Annotated in this window: 15 protein-coding genes and 1 tRNA gene; 14 read left to right on the forward strand and 2 right to left on the reverse strand. The window is 59.7% G+C overall.

The genetic code is table 11. The features are described from left to right. The first annotated feature begins 59 nt into the window (after window positions 1–59). The 8 genes from WS68_RS04145 (at window position 60) to WS68_RS04175 (ending at window position 6,935) form a co-directional block, all read left to right on the forward strand. The gene (locus WS68_RS04145) at window positions 60–800 is read left to right on the forward strand and encodes a response regulator (protein ID WP_059569608.1); all 741 of its coding nucleotides are present in this window, start codon (window positions 60–62) and stop codon (window positions 798–800) included. A 14-nt stretch (window positions 801–814) separates the two neighbouring features. Beyond that, a complete protein-coding gene (locus tag WS68_RS04150) occupies window positions 815–2,374 on the forward strand; it encodes a sensor histidine kinase (RefSeq protein WP_059569538.1) in 1,560 nt (519 codons plus the stop codon). 222 nt (window positions 2,375–2,596) lie between these two features. Beyond that, on the forward strand, window positions 2,597–4,255 hold the full coding sequence (locus WS68_RS04155) for an MFS transporter (RefSeq protein WP_059569539.1): 1,659 nt from the start codon (window positions 2,597–2,599) through the stop codon (window positions 4,253–4,255). Window positions 4,256–4,443: 188 nt separating this feature from the next. Beyond that, window positions 4,444–4,520, forward strand: a tRNA-Met gene (locus WS68_RS04160). Between the two features lie 182 nt (window positions 4,521–4,702). Continuing rightward, window positions 4,703–5,701 carry a site-specific integrase gene (locus WS68_RS04165; RefSeq protein WP_059569540.1) on the forward strand — a complete coding sequence of 333 codons (999 nt, stop codon included), beginning with the start codon at window positions 4,703–4,705 and terminating at the stop codon, window positions 5,699–5,701. 53 nt (window positions 5,702–5,754) lie between these two features. Next, window positions 5,755–6,030 carry a hypothetical protein gene (locus tag WS68_RS04170; protein WP_156429325.1) on the forward strand — a complete coding sequence of 92 codons (276 nt, stop codon included), beginning with the start codon at window positions 5,755–5,757 and terminating at the stop codon, window positions 6,028–6,030. Window positions 6,031–6,180: 150 nt separating this feature from the next. Continuing rightward, window positions 6,181–6,552, forward strand: coding sequence for a hypothetical protein (locus tag WS68_RS28210; protein ID WP_147483672.1), 372 nt, complete (start codon window positions 6,181–6,183; stop codon window positions 6,550–6,552). Further along, a complete protein-coding gene (locus WS68_RS04175; protein ID WP_059569542.1) occupies window positions 6,549–6,935 on the forward strand; it encodes a hypothetical protein in 387 nt (128 codons plus the stop codon). Before WS68_RS28210 ends, WS68_RS04175 begins: the two co-directional genes overlap by 4 nt. Before the next feature lie 2 nt (window positions 6,936–6,937). Here WS68_RS04175 and WS68_RS04180 read toward each other — a convergent pair whose 3' ends face one another. Then, the gene (locus WS68_RS04180) at window positions 6,938–9,883 is read right to left on the reverse strand and encodes a conjugal transfer protein TraG N-terminal domain-containing protein (RefSeq protein WP_197419514.1); all 2,946 of its coding nucleotides are present in this window, start codon (window positions 9,881–9,883) and stop codon (window positions 6,938–6,940) included. A 4-nt stretch (window positions 9,884–9,887) separates the two neighbouring features. Then, on the reverse strand, window positions 9,888–10,532 hold the full coding sequence (locus tag WS68_RS04185; RefSeq protein ID WP_156429326.1) for a hypothetical protein: 645 nt from the start codon (window positions 10,530–10,532) through the stop codon (window positions 9,888–9,890). 872 nt (window positions 10,533–11,404) lie between these two features. On the opposite strand from WS68_RS04185, the gene WS68_RS04190 reads away from it, so the two are divergent. The 6 genes from WS68_RS04190 to WS68_RS25675 all read left to right on the forward strand — a co-directional run bounded on the left by WS68_RS04190 (window position 11,405) and on the right by WS68_RS25675 (window position 16,135). After that, window positions 11,405–12,205, forward strand: a complete 801-nt coding sequence (locus WS68_RS04190) for a hypothetical protein (protein WP_156429327.1) — start codon at window positions 11,405–11,407, stop codon at window positions 12,203–12,205. Continuing rightward, the gene (locus tag WS68_RS04195; protein WP_156429328.1) at window positions 12,187–12,846 is read left to right on the forward strand and encodes a hypothetical protein; all 660 of its coding nucleotides are present in this window, start codon (window positions 12,187–12,189) and stop codon (window positions 12,844–12,846) included. The genes WS68_RS04190 and WS68_RS04195 overlap by 19 nt, the downstream gene beginning before the upstream one ends. 1,090 nt (window positions 12,847–13,936) lie before the next feature. Beyond that, window positions 13,937–14,239 carry a DUF4031 domain-containing protein gene (locus WS68_RS04200; RefSeq protein ID WP_059569547.1) on the forward strand — a complete coding sequence of 101 codons (303 nt, stop codon included), beginning with the start codon at window positions 13,937–13,939 and terminating at the stop codon, window positions 14,237–14,239. A 9-nt stretch (window positions 14,240–14,248) separates the two neighbouring features. Continuing rightward, window positions 14,249–15,028: a nucleoside triphosphate pyrophosphohydrolase family protein gene (locus tag WS68_RS28695; RefSeq protein WP_231752941.1), complete on the forward strand. Its 780-nt coding sequence runs from the start codon at window positions 14,249–14,251 to the stop codon at window positions 15,026–15,028. Then, window positions 14,943–15,452, forward strand: a complete 510-nt coding sequence (locus WS68_RS25670) for a hypothetical protein (RefSeq protein WP_231752940.1) — start codon at window positions 14,943–14,945, stop codon at window positions 15,450–15,452. The genes WS68_RS28695 and WS68_RS25670 overlap by 86 nt, the downstream gene beginning before the upstream one ends. After that, the gene (locus WS68_RS25675) at window positions 15,449–16,135 is read left to right on the forward strand and encodes a uracil-DNA glycosylase (RefSeq protein ID WP_082709784.1); all 687 of its coding nucleotides are present in this window, start codon (window positions 15,449–15,451) and stop codon (window positions 16,133–16,135) included. The genes WS68_RS25670 and WS68_RS25675 overlap by 4 nt, the downstream gene beginning before the upstream one ends. Window positions 16,136–16,259 lie beyond the last annotated feature (124 nt).

Consider the following 16,259-nt stretch of genomic DNA (forward strand, 5'->3'; position numbering starts at 1 on the left):
ATCTTTCGGAGACAGCCGCGCGCAGCGCCACGCCGCAGCAGCGGCATCGGTTGCGCATCATGCGAATTCTCATCGCCGAAGATGACAGCATACTCGCGGACGGACTCACCCGGTCACTCCGCCAATCGGGCTATGCAGTCGATCACGTGAAGAACGGCGCCGACGCCGACACCGCGCTGTCCATGCAGACGTTCGACCTGCTGATCCTCGATCTCGGCCTGCCGAAGCTGCCCGGCCTCGACGTGCTGCGCCGCCTGCGCTTGCGTAATTCGAACCTGCCCGTGCTGATCCTGACCGCCGCCGACAGCGTCGACGAGCGCGTGAAAGGGCTCGATCTCGGCGCCGACGACTACATGGCCAAGCCATTCGCGCTCACCGAACTCGAGGCGCGGGTGCGCGCGCTGACCCGCCGCGGCGCGGGCGGCGGCCCGACCGTCGTGCGGCATGGTGCGCTTGCGTTCGACCAGGTCGGCCGCGTCGCATATGCGCACGATCGCGCGCTCGACCTGTCCGCGCGCGAACTCGGTTTGCTCGAAGTGCTGCTGCAACGGATCGGCCGCCTCGTATCGAAGGAGCAGCTCGTCGAGCACCTCTGCGAATGGGGCGACGAGGTCAGCAACAATGCGATCGAGGTCTACGTGCACCGGCTGCGCAAGAAGATCGAGCCGAGCGGCGTGCGCATCGCAACCGTGCGCGGCCTCGGCTATTGCCTGGAAAAATCCGCGCCCCCCGCCGAGAGCGGCTCGGCGGCGCCGGCCCAGCCGCGCGCCGAGGCCGCCGCGGGCCCGTCGCTGCGCTGACGCGCGAGCAAGCCATGGCCACGCCGGCCCGTCCCGCGGCAGCCGCGCGCGACGCGCGCTGCGACAACCCGTTCGCGCCACCCGACGAAGCCGATGCTGCCGACGGCCCGCGCCCCCGTTCGCTGTTCGGCGAGATTCTCGACTGGATGCTAGCGCCGCTGCTGTTGCTGTGGCCGATGAGCATCGCCGTCACCTACCTCGTCGCCAAGACGATCGCGAACGGTCCGTTCGACCGCGCGCTCGAAGCCGACGCCTACGTGCTCGCGCGGCAGATCGCAGCCGTCAACGGCGTCGCCGAATTGAAGCTGCCGCAGACAACGCTCGATCTGCTGCGCGCCGACAATGTCGACAGCGTTTATTTCCAGGTGCTCGGCACGCGCGGCGAACTGGTCGCGGGCGAGACCGACCTGCCGCTGCCGCATGACGACGATCGCCCGCCGCCCGGCGTCGTCGTGTTCCGCGATGATCTGCTGCGCGGCAACGATGTGCGCGTCGCCTACACCACCGTCGCATTGCCCGGCGCGGCGAGCAGCACGAAAGCGAGCGGAGCCGCCATGGCCGTGCAGCCCGTGCTCGTGCAAGTGGGCGAAACGCTTGACAAGCGCAACGCCCTCGCCAACGACATCATCAAAGGCGTGATCCTGCCGCAGTTCGTGATTCTGCCGCTCGCGATCCTGCTCGTCTGGTTCGGGCTGTCGCGCGGGCTCGCGCCGCTTACCGCGCTGCAAGCGCACCTGCGCGGCCGCCGCCCGGACGACCTGTCGCCCGTCGACGCGCAAAGCGCGCCTCCCGAAATTGAGCCCCTCGTCACGTCATTCAACGATCTGCTCGCCCGCCTCGAACAAAACGTCACGCTGCAAAAGCGCTTCATCGCCGACGCCGCGCATCAGATGAAAACGCCGCTCGCCGGCCTGCGCACGCAAGCCGAGTTCGCGCTGCGCCACGAGGTGCCCGCCGACGTCGCGCGCTCGCTCGAGCAAATTGCGACAAGCTCCGAGCAGGCCGCGCGGCTCGTCACGCAACTGCTCGCGCTCGCGCGCGCGGAAAATCGCGCCAGCGGCCTCACGTTCGAATCCGTCGAAATCGCGTCGCTCGCGCGCGATGCCGTGCGCGACTGGGTACAGGCCGCGCTCGCGAAACAGATGGATCTCGGCTACGAGGGACCAGACGACGATCACGGCCCGCTGCCGCGCATCGACGGTCATCCGGTGATGCTGCGCGAAATGCTCGGCAACCTGATCGACAACGCCATCCGCTATACGCCGCCGGGCGGCCGCATTACCGTGCGCGTGCGGGTGGACAGCGGGGCGGACGTCGCGCATCTCGAAGTCGAGGACACCGGGCCCGGCATTCCCGTTCACGAGCGCGAGCGTGTCGTCGAGCGCTTCTACCGGATTCTCGGTCGCGAAGGCGACGGCAGCGGGCTCGGCCTAGCCATCGTCCGCGAGATCGCCACGCAGCATGGCGGCACGCTCACGATCGACGATAACGTGTATCAAAAGTCGCCGCGCGCCGCGGGCACGCTCGTCAGAATCAGTTTCGCGCTGCGCCGGCCGCCTCCGGATTTACCCTGAGCGGCATTCCGTCCCGCCCGGCGCAAAAAATTGAAGATAAATGAAATTGAGCGAATTATCGGCGAACATAAACAAAAAAGCCTGTACCAGCACCCAAACCGCCTGCCCCGCCGCCACACTCAGTCAGTACGCCGTAAGTTTGCCCTCCAACAATACCGACGCGAGCCCGCCCACGAGACGGACCGCATCGACATCTATATCAACAAGAATTGGAGACGATTCATGGCAACGTTAGGCGGGCATATAGCGCACTCGCCGATGACGAGCGACGAAAAACGGGTAATCTTCGCTTCGTCGCTCGGCACCGTGTTCGAGTGGTACGACTTCTACCTGGCCGGCTCCCTCGCGGCATATATCAGCAAGAGCTTCTTCTCCGGGATCAACCCGACCGCGGCATTCATCTTCACGCTGCTCGGCTTCGCCGCCGGGTTCGCAGTCCGCCCGTTCGGCGCGATCGTGTTCGGACGCCTCGGCGACCTTGTCGGCCGCAAGCACACGTTCCTCATCACGATCGTGATCATGGGAATCTCGACGTTCGTCGTCGGCTTCCTGCCGGGCTATGCGTCGATCGGCATCGCGGCGCCCGTGATCTTCATCGCGATGCGGTTGCTGCAGGGGCTCGCGCTCGGCGGGGAATACGGCGGTGCCGCAACCTATGTCGCCGAACATGCGCCGGCGCATCGGCGCGGCTTCTATACCGCGTGGATTCAGACGACCGCGACACTCGGACTCTTTTTGTCACTGCTCGTGATTCTTGGCGTGCGCATGTCGATCGGCGAGGAAGCGTTCGGCGCGTGGGGCTGGCGCGTGCCATTCGTCGCGTCGATCCTGCTGCTTGCCGTGTCCGTCTGGATCCGGCTGCAATTGAACGAATCGCCCGTGTTCCTGCGGATCAAGGCGGAAGGCAAGACGTCGAAGGCGCCGCTCACGGAAGCATTCGGCCAGTGGAAGAATCTGAAGGTCGTGATTCTCGCGCTCGTCGGGCTCACCGCCGGACAGGCCGTCGTCTGGTACACCGGCCAGTTCTACGCGCTCTTCTTCCTCACGCAGACGCTCAAGGTCGACGGCGCGAGCGCGAACATCCTGATCGCGCTCGCGCTGCTGATCGGCACGCCGTTCTTCGTGCTCTTCGGGTCGCTGTCGGACAGGATCGGACGCAAGCCGATCATTCTCGCCGGCTGCCTGATCGCCGCGCTCACGTATTTCCCGCTCTTCAAGGCGCTCACGCACTTCGCGAACCCGGCGCTCGAGGCCGCCACGCAAAGAGCGCCGATCACCGTCGTCGCCAATCCAGATGAGTGTGCGTTCCAGTTCAACCCGGTCGGCACGGCGAAGTTCACCAGCTCGTGCGACATTGCGAAGAGCGCGCTCGCGAAAGCCGGGCTCAACTACGAGAACGTCGCCGCGCCGGCGGGCACCGCCGCGAAAATCAAGATCGGCGACACCGTGGTGAACACTTACGACGGCAAGGCCAGCGACGCGAAAGACCAGGCGAAGGCGTTCGACAAAACGCTCGCGTCGACCCTCAAGGCCGCGGGCTACCCGGCGAAGGCCGATCCCGCGCAACTCAACTGGCCGATGACGATCGCCATTCTGACGATTCTCGTCATCTACGTGACGATGGTGTACGGACCGATCGCGGCGATGCTCGTCGAAATGTTCCCGACGCGAATCCGCTATACGTCGATGTCGCTGCCTTACCACATCGGCAACGGCTGGTTCGGCGGCTTCCTGCCGGCGACCGCGTTTGCGATTGTGGCGGCGAAGGGGGACATCTATTCGGGGCTGTGGTATCCGATCGTGATCGCGCTCGTGACATTTGTCATCGGGCTGCTGTTCGTCAAGGAAACCAAGGATTCGGATATTTATTCGCGGGATTGATGGATGAAATGAGCGGCGGGCGAAAGCGGGCGGGTTGGCGTGGATGAATGGCCGGCGTCGCGGGCGTTGCCTGGGCAGGTTCTCAGGTGGTGCCGGGTGGAACGGCTGACGAACTCCGCCGCGTTCTCGAAGAAATCCGCAAAGGGGGTTGACATGTTCAAATCAGCCATCCATAATTACTTTTCTTCGGCGAATTAGCTCAGTCGGTTAGAGCGACGGAATCATAATCCGCAGGTCCGGGGTTCGAGTCCCTGATTCGCCACCAAATTATTCTGCAGTAGCATCAAGGGCTTAGCTTCGGCTAGGCCCTTTTTGTTTTGCGCGAATCAGGCATCTTCGCTGCCTTTGGCAAAAAATTGCCATAGTTCCATGGCGACATCTTTGCCTTAGCCAGCAAGCTGCTGCAGCTCGACACTGGACCCACGGATTTCATCTGGAGGTTCCGTCGTGGCGAGCATCACCAAACGCGGGCGTTTCTGGCGCGCCCAAATCATCCGCAAGGGGTATCCCCCTCAATACCGCACGTTCGATACCCAGGCCGAAGCCGAGGCATGGGCACGCCTGTACGAAAGCGAGATGGACCGCGGGATTTTCCAGTCTCGAACCGAAGCCGAGCGAACCACGCTCGCGGAAGCGCTGGAGCGCTACTGGCAGGAAATCGCGTCGTTGAAACGCCATCCGCGGCAGGAGCGCTATCGAATCGACCACTGGCTGCGTCAGCCCGAGCGACACTATTCGCTCGCCAATCTCCGAGGAACCGATTTTGCCCGGTATCGGGACCGGCGCCGCGATGCTGGCCGCGCGGAAAACACGATTCGACTCGAGCTGGCGATCGTCTCCCACCTCTTCGAGACCGCTCGCAAAGAATGGGGCATGGAGGGACTCGCCAATCCGCTGAAGAACATCAAAAAGCCCTCCGGTTCCCGTGAGCGCGACCGTCGATTACGTTCGGGCGAGTATGAGCAGATCTCGACCGCCCTCACCCAATGCGGCAACCCGTGGACGCGCCCCGCCTTTGATTTGGCGCTGGAAACCGCACTCCGACAAGGGGCGCTCTTCATGCTTCGGTGGGACTGGGTCTCGCTCGAACGGAGGATGATTGCGATCCCTTCGGCCTATCGCGGCACCGGAAATAAGGTCGTTCCCGCAATGCTCCCCCTCTCGCAAAAGGCAATTTCCGTCCTCATGGAGTTGCCACGTTCCATTGACGGCCGTGTTTTGGGCACAACTCAAAATGCGGTGGTCTGCGCTTGGAAGAAGACCCTCAAGGATCTCGGCATACGCGATCTGCGCTGGCACGACCTTCGTCACGAAGCAGCATCACGTCTTTTTGAGAAAGGGCTGAATCCAATGGAAGTCGCAAGTATCACGGGCCACAAAAATTTGAACATGTTACGGAGATATACCCACCTTGCCGCAGAAAACCTGGCAGCCAAGCTAGGGTGAGTAGCTCGATAGCATCGGGTTCAACAACTAGTTGTCTTATAGGAATGCAAATCATGCAAGCCGAAAAATTTCAGCAACAAGAGATTCGGGCATTCATGACATATCTCGCAGCAAACCGCGACGCTCGTCACGAGATGTTGATCGCAAGCGGTCTACGACTTGAGGACATCCTCGAGGACGAGATCGGGGAAACACCCGCTGCCCTCGCCGAAGCATCGAGCGAAACCATCTGCGAGTGTCGCCCCGATCTCGTTCTAGCGTGGCTCGCAGACAACAACATGAGTGCTCGACCACAATCGGCGCGGCATGAGGGTCAAGGAGCCGCGTAGCGGCCCCGCAGGGCTCGTCCTTGACGCTCTTGCCGAGTCGAAACAGGCTGCATCAAGGGGATGACGCAGCCACACTGCGGCATCTCCTTGATAACGCGCTAGCCCGAATGCATCCCACGCTGTAATGCACACTACAACCGTGAGGCAAAAATGAATGCTCCTTCCATCCGCTTCTTGATTGCTACCATCATGTCACCACTAGTGGTTAGTGGCTGCGCCCCTAACGGTACCGGCAACAACATCGCCAAGGCGGTCGTTGGAACTGCGCTACAAGCAGTAGGCATCGATACGGCCGGCGCTGGACTTCTAGTCGGAACCGTGGATAACGTAAATCGGTCGATCTACACTGATCGCGCAATGAGTGACGCAGCCGACGCACGAGCGGCAGCAGCGTCGGACGCGATTGCCCCTCGTAAGGGGAATGCTACCGAAACACAGTTACGGCAGATGTTCCCAAATGCGACGATTCCTGTTGACACTGTTGCCCCGGATTCGATACCAACGAAGGAGGCCGCAAAATGAGCATCGCTCACGCAATCCTTGCTCTGTTCTTCGCGGTGGCGTTCACGATCGTGTGGCACTGCATACATATCGCGAATGCCAACTCAGACGATCGCCGGCCAAACAATGCAGGTGGCACGCCTGAGTCGCCCGGACGAAACAGCTTTCTTGAAAATATGTTGCAAGATATGGCCACGCAAAGCGACCCAACGATCCCAGGTACGCAAGCGTGGCTAGCGTCGAAAGACAACGATCCTACCAACATCGGTTCGACCGCCTGGCTGCTAGCGCAGTCGGCGTCATCGGAGCGGACCACCGCCCCGCATGTCGATGGCGAGTGGATTCATCACCACGCCGAATGGGTTGACGAACACAACCATCGACACGACTCTTTCGGGACATAGCGCTAATTCTTAACGTCATCGTTTTTCACGGCCTGGTCGCGGATTCTGCTGGCAGCACGACGAGACGCTTTCACGTCGTCATCCATCATATGACGGACATCAGTGACGCTGCCCTGTGTGTCAAGCTGACGAGAGATCACATCCATTGCGTGGTTTTCCACGCTGTCTTTTATAGCCCCAAGATCCGGGGGCACATCCCCACCTCCCCGTCGCACGTCCGGCGATATTGTGGGCTGCGGGCCATAAGCCGCACGCCCGGCAAAAGCTGCACGGCTCCCGGCACCATCGCCGTGACGAGCATCGGGTGCCATGGCCGGTTGCGGACCAGCTGCAGGTGCGGCAAAAGCAGGGCGAGTTCCGCCACCGCCCCCAATGGACGGCGCACCGCTCACAGCGCTCTCGACACCGCCTCTGATGGCCCCGCCTGCCGCCACGCGCGACGGCACATTGCCGGCGCCCACCGCGTCGAGAATCGCCTGGCCACGGCCCGATTTCAGGTACTCGGCAGCATACTGTGCAACATCTGCCGCCCCAGAAGCATCCCCCATGTTCGCCTTCTTGATGTCGCTCTCGAGGCGCGCAAGCCCGCCGGATTCGTGTCGGAGGGCATTGAGGATGTTTGTCTCGAAGCCTGCGCCGCCTTGCTTAACGGAGCGGGCCGCCTCGGAATACTGTCGCGATTGCTGCGCACTCTCCGCTAGCTCCCGCGAGGCGGTGTGAGCCTTGCGCAGCTCCGACATCACGCTGCTGCCGGACGTGACACTGCCGGTGGAACCGCTGGCTGAAGTGGTTGTATGAGCGGCCCTTTCCATGACCCCTTTGATGGTCTTGAAGTCTTGGCTGCTTGCGAATTGTTGAGCCGCGCTCTCTTGAGCACTCGTTCCTGAGGCAGTCGAGGTCTCCGCCCTTCCTGAAACACCAGCGCTAACTGGAACGAGCCCCTTTCCTGGTGTTGACAGGCCAGCGGAAGCAGCAGCAGCCATGGTAAGGAAATCGCGCGTTTCCACACCTAGGCTGCTTGCGACACTTTGTGCATTGCGCATCGCACTGTCGAAGCTCGTCCCTGAGCTTGCATCCGTACCAGTTGACCAACCGTCATTGTGGCCCCACGACATTCCGGTCGATGTCCCCTGCTGCTGCGAACTACCCCACGCCTTCATGAGGGAATCGCCCACACGCGATGAAGCCTGCGCCCCCTTCTGCCAACTCATCGCAGCATCCTGAGACAGCTGTTCCGAGACGGCGCCTGACAATTTCCCGCTCAGCGGGCCGCCGTTATCCGACAGCGCGCTGGCATTGACGCCGAGCACTTGGCTTCCGCCACCGCCCCAACTCATACCGCCACCGCCTGCACCGAAACTCATCCCTGCGCCGAGATTGCCGATCGTGTATTGGATGCCGTCGCCGCCCTTGAGCGACGTCGTGCCCGTGTCGACGCTCGCGCTAGTGCGCATCTGATTGGCGTTCGTATTGTGGGTGTTGACGTTCCCCCAACTCACCTGACCCATCTGCATATTGCCATGACCGACCTCGTCGCCGGCGCGCGATGCCGCACTTTGTGCGGGAGAAATCACGCTCGATGCGAGGCTCGTCATCACCATCTCACCGCCCTTGACGATCGCGTACGAGAGCAACGGCACAGACAAGCAGATCATCGACGCGAGCTGCTGCTCGGACATCGCCTGACCGAACACAATGCCCATATTTTGCATCGACATGCCCGGATTGCCGTTTCCGTTGATCGCGCTGACGATGCTCGGAATGTTCGATTGCGATGACATGATTCCGTTGACCAGTGCGTAAAGCGGGCCCCAGAACTGGATCCACCCGGCTGCCGTGAGCCACATCCGGATGACCCCGAGAATCATTGGGCCCGCGATGAATGCCATCACCATCACCAGCGGGAACAACCCGATCACGATCAACTCGATGACGTTATGCAACGCCGGCAACACGTTGGCCGCGAGCTGCGACATCACCGCGTAGGTGTTGTCCGATGCGCTGGAGGCCATTGCACCGGCAAGTTGCTCGTTGATCTGCGCGACGTTACTCTGTAGCTTGGAGCCCGCCGATCGAATCGCATTCGCAAGCGCGGCCTGCTTGATGAGCGAGGCGGTCGACTGTGAGCTGTTGATCAGCATTTGATCGGCGACCGTCGGGATATTCGATGCGAGCGAGTTAACCACAGAAGGGTTGTTCTGCAGGCGACCAATTGTCGTCTGGCCCGGGAATATCTTGGCGACAGCAAAGCTGTAGAGGCTCGCCGAGCTTGAATCGTACTGCTGCATGGCTGTTTGCCATGCCTGATCGCACGGCATGACGTCCGAGAAGCCGTTCTCGTCGGTGACGTCCGCAAGGCGCCCGGGATTCAGAATTTGCGGGACATCAGCCGCGAGGTTGGTGCTTTGCACGACCGTCTTGATCGACAGCGGATTCTGAATGAATTCGGGGGCGAGGCACGTTTGGGTGATCGAGATGATGTTGTCGTTGACGATCGGATCACTGGCCTTGAGGCTCGTGAGCGTCGCCGCCATCTGTGCGCCGAACACCATGCCGTAGTTTTCGAACGTCACGCTTCCTGGAGGGGTGAAGTTCGTCTCGTACCTCTGAGTGATCCAGTAGCCGAAATGGCTGATTTCGCCATACCCAATCGCGAGCAGGAAAGGCACGTTCCGCACCTGCTGGGCATAGTTGAAACGGTAGTCAACAACATTTACGTCGGTTTTGATCGTGACTCCGGCGGTCACGACGATCATGAAGCCAATTAACCATTGCCCCAGCGCGTCCATCCGGCCGCGGCCAGCGACCGCAAAAAGAATTCCCATGAACGCTATCAACGCTCCTGTTCGGAGCAAGCCGGCATAGTTGCCGTCGTCAAACGTCGCTGCAACTGCCTGCAGCATCAGGGCAACGTTCTGGCCATTCCACATCGTGTAAATGGTCCACATGCTGTTACTCCTTGCCGCGCTTCCGTATCGCCGTGAGCACAAGGCACGGCCACACGATCGCATCGCGAATGCGCTTTGCGGCGAAAATGAGTCCCGCCAAAAAATGCTCCGTTGCCAAATCCGGCCCTGACGGAAATCTGACGTTGGCCGCGCTCAATGCGGCCATTCCGATCGCCAAATAAATCGCGAATGCCAGAAGAATCCGCGCTCGCACCTCTGCGGGAATCGCATTGGCTAGTAGAAGAAAAGCAAAGATGTAAGTAAATGCCAAGGCGTAGAGATTAACTGCTTCCATGATGGCACCGTTACCAAACCGAATCGCTCTAATCACGGCACACGTTACGGCAAGGGGCCATAGCGTAAACGTTGCCCAGTTTTTGAGCGTCGCAATGAAGAGGGTCTGGATAGCAACGTCACTCCTTGCCAAGCACGCAACCGGCACCGGACGCGCGCTACGTGGATAAATCAGCATGCCGACAAACGGCATGGCCAACGTAACACTGAAGAACATTTCGACGGCCGGCACTGAAATGAGGCCGGGTCCAAGTACCGTCGCGGCATACAACACTCCGGCGCATGCACGCGCTATAAACACACGGATGCTGCGGATCCCAGCTTTGTTGTTAGTGCACCTGAGTACTGAGTTCACATCCATCTCCGGAATGACTTCACCTCAAGTTACAGCTCCTCTCTCTTGTCGTCCAAGACAAAAAATGACGTCGAAATCGAACGTGTTCTTTGCCTTAGCGTCACGCGTCCGCCTCACAACAATGATCGTCAGATATAAGGCGAGAAATTGTTCGACATATGCAAGTTGCAAATTGCACGTTTCAATTGTCCATCCAGATTCGATGCGCGGCTTGCGCGCCGCGTGTAATCAATGGCGCGGCTAAGCAGACGTACCCAGCGACACATCGCGCGCCACGCACTCTAGCTATGGACAAAGCGATTCGCATGGCAAACACGCGGGGGCCCGCGAAGCGGGGCGTAGGGCCCGGCGGCCCGGAGCGCTGCCCGCCTCGCGGGCAGGCGTGGGGGGAGCCGTCCACCGCTGCCCGCCCCAGCGGGCAGAGGGCGCCCCAGCGCCCGGCAGGTGGATGGGGGGCGAAGCCCCGACCGCCGTGCGAAGCGCGGCTACCTGCCTTTGCAAGCCGCCCAAAGGCGGCGATGGTCGGCGTCCAGCCGAGCCCAAAGGGCCGACTCGGAGCACAGCGTGCGCAGAGGAGCCTGCAAAGGCAGGTAGCCGCGCTTCGCGCGGCGGTCCCCCGAGGGGCGGCGCTGCCGCCCCGCTGGAGACGCGGCCAACGAGCCGCGTCGTGAAGGCAACTGGAAGACCTGCAGGCGGGCGTCCAGCCCGCCAGTTGGGCGAACCCGCCCGTTCAGGGCGGGCGGCGAAGCCGGCACAACGGTGCTGGTCTGAAGGGCGCAGCAGCCACGCAGTGGGTGCGAAGTTTCGTACGCGGATAACTCAGCGCTTTAGCCAACCAACATTGTTACCAGGAAAACCGGAGGACCAACAATATGCCAACCGAAATGACTAATCAAAATCGAACCGCGGCAGCACGCGCCGCACTCGTTGAGCAGCTAGCCGGAAAAAGTCCACGTGCACGTGGCGTTGAAAAAATGCACGCCGCGCTGATTTGGGTTTACCGGTGGGGCTGGTCAACGATTTCGATCGTCGAGCAGCTCGGCGGGAATCTGTCGAATGGGCTCGCGGCGCGCTTAGTCAAACGCGGCTTGCTAGTTCGCACCCGCACCGAATCGGCGGGAAGCGTAAAGGGAGTTCCGCAGTGGCTGCTTACACTGACTGAACTAGGCCTGCAGGAGGTCGAGCGCGTGGTTGACGAGCTACAGCCATATGAGCTTGATCCTTACAGAATCAGGCAAGACCTACTGCGCCACGACGCGATCGCGCAAGCAGCTACCGTGCGAAATTTGAAGTCGCGAGTCGTTGCGGGCTATCTGACCGAGCGTCAAATGGCGCAGCGGTCCAAAGCGGGAGTCAAGCAACCGGACGTCCTCTGGCTGCTTCCGGGCGGCACGCGCATGGCGGTAGAAATTGAGCTGTCCGGAAAATGGGATCGCCATCTTGACCAGTTCGTCTCTTCATCCCTCCACGGTCTGCTCGAGCAGGATCGATTCGATCAGCTAGCTATCGTCAGCGATAGCCCGGCCATCATCCGACGCTATACCGCTGCATTCACCCCTGGAGCGGAGTTTGCCACCTGGAAAAAGGATGAGCAGCGTCGGTGGCACCGAGCCGGCGTCAACACCGTTCCGCAATGGATCGAGGGAAGACTCGTATGTCAGCTTATCGACTAGTGGCTGCACTGCTCGTCACAATCATCCTGTCCGGCTGTGACGATTCGGAACGACTGATCGCTGAAAACAAACAGCTCAGGACGGAACTGTATGCCCAAGAAAACAAGCTTTCCGAGCTCAAAGTTCGCCTCCAAGTGGACATCGAATCACACCGCACCGACGCCGCCGTCGCCGCTGGCTGTGACTTCCTTATTCCGATGTGCCCGTCAAGCGTCGCCGGCGCTGGACGGGAAGCGCTCATGCAAGGCTACTCGCCGGGATCCAAGAGCCTCTTTTGGATCATCGTCTTTTTAAAGATCACATTCGTCGGTTGCCTTACTGGCTCGACGCTCGGAACGTTCAAATACGCTCGTCACAAGAATCGCCTGATGGCCATTCATACCGAAGCAGAACGATTGCGCAGCGAGATTGCCACCGCCCAAAAGCGGATCAAGGATGCAACCAAGCCCCTTACTGACATCAACGCAGCCGTCAGCGACGCGGAAGTCCGCCTGACGCGCTACGAAGAGTTACAATTTGAAGCTCAGGCCGATCTCAAAGCCCTCTGCGAAGAAATTGAGCAGGCGCGAGCCGAGCTAACTCACGTGCTTGCCGAGATCGAACGAACCAAGGCGGTCAAGGCCGCCCTCGGTGCGTTCTGAGATCTGCTGGATGAAGCCCTGGAAATTCCCTGATGTTCTGCCATCGGCAGACGTGGGGAATCTTTTTTCCGGAGAAATCATTCATGTACCATTCACGCACGCTGCAAAAGGTCTTGCGACGCTTGATGCGCAGCGATGGGCGGTTTTCCGCCTATCGACTCAAATTGAGACGGACAGATCAACGCCTCGCGGCTGAACGAGCCCGATTTCCCAAACGCCACCAACGCCCCCCCTTTCCTCGTCAGCGCCTTATGCTGAAAGTGAGGAGCGGTTCTCGCCGCCCATGTCTACGATAAGGAGCGTCGTCCGGACGAATATCGTCCGGACTGATTGCCCTGCTGCCATCTCGCCGTCACTGCAACTTGCCTATTGCAATAGGCAAGTTGCAGCACGCTGTTTGCATGTTACATATTGCAATTTGAATATCACGCACTGTCGGCTCACGAAATTCAACACATTCGCAAAACAATCGGACGAAGCTCATGGACATTCACGTCGGGATCGTCAATTGTCGTCTGTGAATTGCATGATGCAATCGCACATTTGGCAATGTCAAAAGCAAATATGCCAATTGGCATATGTAATTGTCAGATTGCGTATTGCAGGAAAATTTAGATGATCGAGAAGATGGCCAACAACGTCTGGATTCCGTGTGATCTGTCACAGATTCAGCGAGCCGACGTCTTTCGTACGGTGGACGGCGGTCAGGAAGGGACGATCTTCCGCGCTGTTACAGACGCCTATCCCGATTCTCAGCGGCCCGGGCAGTGGTTGGTCAAATCCGCCCTCTATTCGTTGCAGGACGGGGCGCGAAGAGCTCGCAAGGGATTGCGGGACGGTGAGGCCGCCCGCACCCCCTTGCGAGATTGTGCGCCTCGGTGGCCGTCAAGACCAAGCCTACGGGCGCGCGCCGCGCGGTCTTGACGGAATTTCGGATCGCGGGACAGCCCGACTTCATACCTCGAACTTCCTCAAACACCGGGTCGGGCGACGTTGACTGCGGTGCCCCCAAATTGCAACTGAGGTACCGCTACGATTGAACATGTTCCCCATTTTGCGTACATTTGCTCAAAACTCACAAGGACAAGCGATGGCAGTGTACGTCGATAACGAACAGATCATGTGGCGAGGGAAAAAATGGTGCCACCTCGTTGCCGACTCCCTCGATGAACTTCATACATTCGCCGTGAAGTTGGGCCTTCGTCGGACGTGGTTCCAGTCAGAGGCCACTTATCCACATTACGATGTGACGCTCCACCTCCGGCACCGGGCACTAGCGCTCGGTGCACTGCACGGGGACAGACGCACTATCATCGCCTGCGCCAAATCTCTGAAAGTTCAACTGTCGATGCAGAAGCCACGTACCAACGTCCAGCTTACACTTTCATTCTGAGAGTCGACTATGCCCCCCGTCGCCGCCCAGTCTCCAGCACTCACGATTAGCGCATACGCGGAAGCGGCAAAGCAAACCGATCGATTTGCCAGCGACGCGACCCGTCGGGAAATGCTTCAATTTGGGTTCTTCGGTGAGGTCGGTGGTTTACTCTCCGCCATCAAGAAAGTGGGCAGGGATCAGCTGAGAGAATCAGAGACTGACGTTGCCGGCGAGGAGCTCGGAGATGCCCTCTGGTACCTCGTGAGTGCCGCCAATGCTAATGGCATTCCAGCGGACGATCTGGGGGCCGCGTGCATGCGTGCCCTGCGCGCTCAGTTTCATGAAATAGAACAAGCGGCTCCGGCTGCGGTCAGTTTTCGCAACATTGATGGACTTCTCGCGGTACATGGCGCCAGCTTAGCCGGAAGGCGAACCGAGTTGCTGTGCGAGTTCGCTGGACTGAGCGGCGAGCTGTTAGCACCAAGGCAACCCCGCCTGCACGACGAACAGTTCAACCCGCGCCCCGAGGAGTTCGGTAAAATCATGGCCGCCCTCGCGTCAGTTGCCTCGTCGTTCAATCTCAAGCTCGAGGATCTGGCGCGCGACAATCTTCGGAAGATTAGCGGACGTTGGCCTGGAGAGAACGCGGTGTACGTTGGCCCGTTTGACGACGCCTTCCCGCCACACGAGCAGCTACCGCGTAGCTTCGAAATCGACTTTATTGAAAGAGGCAGCGGCCCTTCCGCCCACACTCAACGGCGTTTTCATCGGCGACCCGCTCACCGACAACAGTGTCGAGCCAGATGACTATCGCTTTCACGACGTTTTCCATCTTGCGTATGTTGCGCACCTCGGGTGGTCGCCTGTACTTCGAGCACTACTCAAACAAAAGCGCAAATCGAATCGAGAGACGGACGAGAAGCAAGATGGTGCACGAGCGATGATTATCGAGGAGGGCATTGCCACCTGGATCTTCAACCATGCCAAAAGGCGGAACTTCTATGAAGGCATTGAGCTGAACAAGCTAGAGTATGGCTTGCTCAAGCAAGTCATGGCTATGGTCGAAGGCTACGAGGTCGATAAATGCCCAGCATGGCAGTGGGGACGAGCAATCCTTGCAGGATTTGAAATATTCAGGCAAATGCGTGCCCCTGAAAATAGGGGCGGAATAGTTTCCGTTGACATGCAAAATCACACCATCAGTTTTCGAAACAGGGAATGTAAGTCATGAATGCCGCGTCATTTGTTAAGGCGCTTTCGTCAATCTCGCTATCGAACGTTTTCAACCCTTACGCTGATACATGCGAGATACATGACCGTGGCAACGCGCCCGCAGCGCGTCGCAAGAATTTGCGTAGTTATCTGAGCAGTGTTGAAGCGCGCGGTACCGATACTGTGTGGATGGGACGTGACCTCGGCTATAGAGGTGGTCGACGAACAGGACTTGCGCTGACCGACGAGTATCATCTGCCTCACATGGCTAACGTCTACCGTGGTTGCGATCCTGCCCAAGCCACCAAAGGGCCAGCTGTAGCAGAACGAACGGCCGCAGAAATTTGGACTGTTCTATGTGCACTGGAAATTCCACCTCTACTTTGGAATGTCTTCCCTTTCCACCCGCACGAGGAGAAAAATCCGTTCACAAATCGAAAATTCTCTGCTGGCGAACTCGCACAAGTCGATGACTTGAATGCCGCGCTCTTTGAATGGCTTGGCATTCGTCGCATTGTCGGAATCGGTCAGGATGCCGTAAACTACGCTTCCCGTTTTAATGTCGAAGTCATTGGAATTCGTCATCCAAGCTACGGCGGAACTACAGATTTTCGCGAAGGGATGCGAAAAATCTATGGATTGCCAGTTGGATTGAAGCCTCTGCCGGCACGCGATCGTGCGCAACAGACTCTATTCGAGTAAGCGGCTTCAACTGCGGTGGACTAGACTAAATCTGACAGTGGTTGGTTTTTCATGCTGGCGCGCATTGGCGCGAAGGGCGTAGCCCGTAGCGGCAATGCGCGCCGCGAACAGCAAGGAGTCCTCG

Source organism: Burkholderia sp. TSV86, from assembly GCF_001522865.1.
In the GTDB taxonomy this organism is placed as follows: Bacteria; Pseudomonadota; Gammaproteobacteria; order Burkholderiales; family Burkholderiaceae; genus Burkholderia.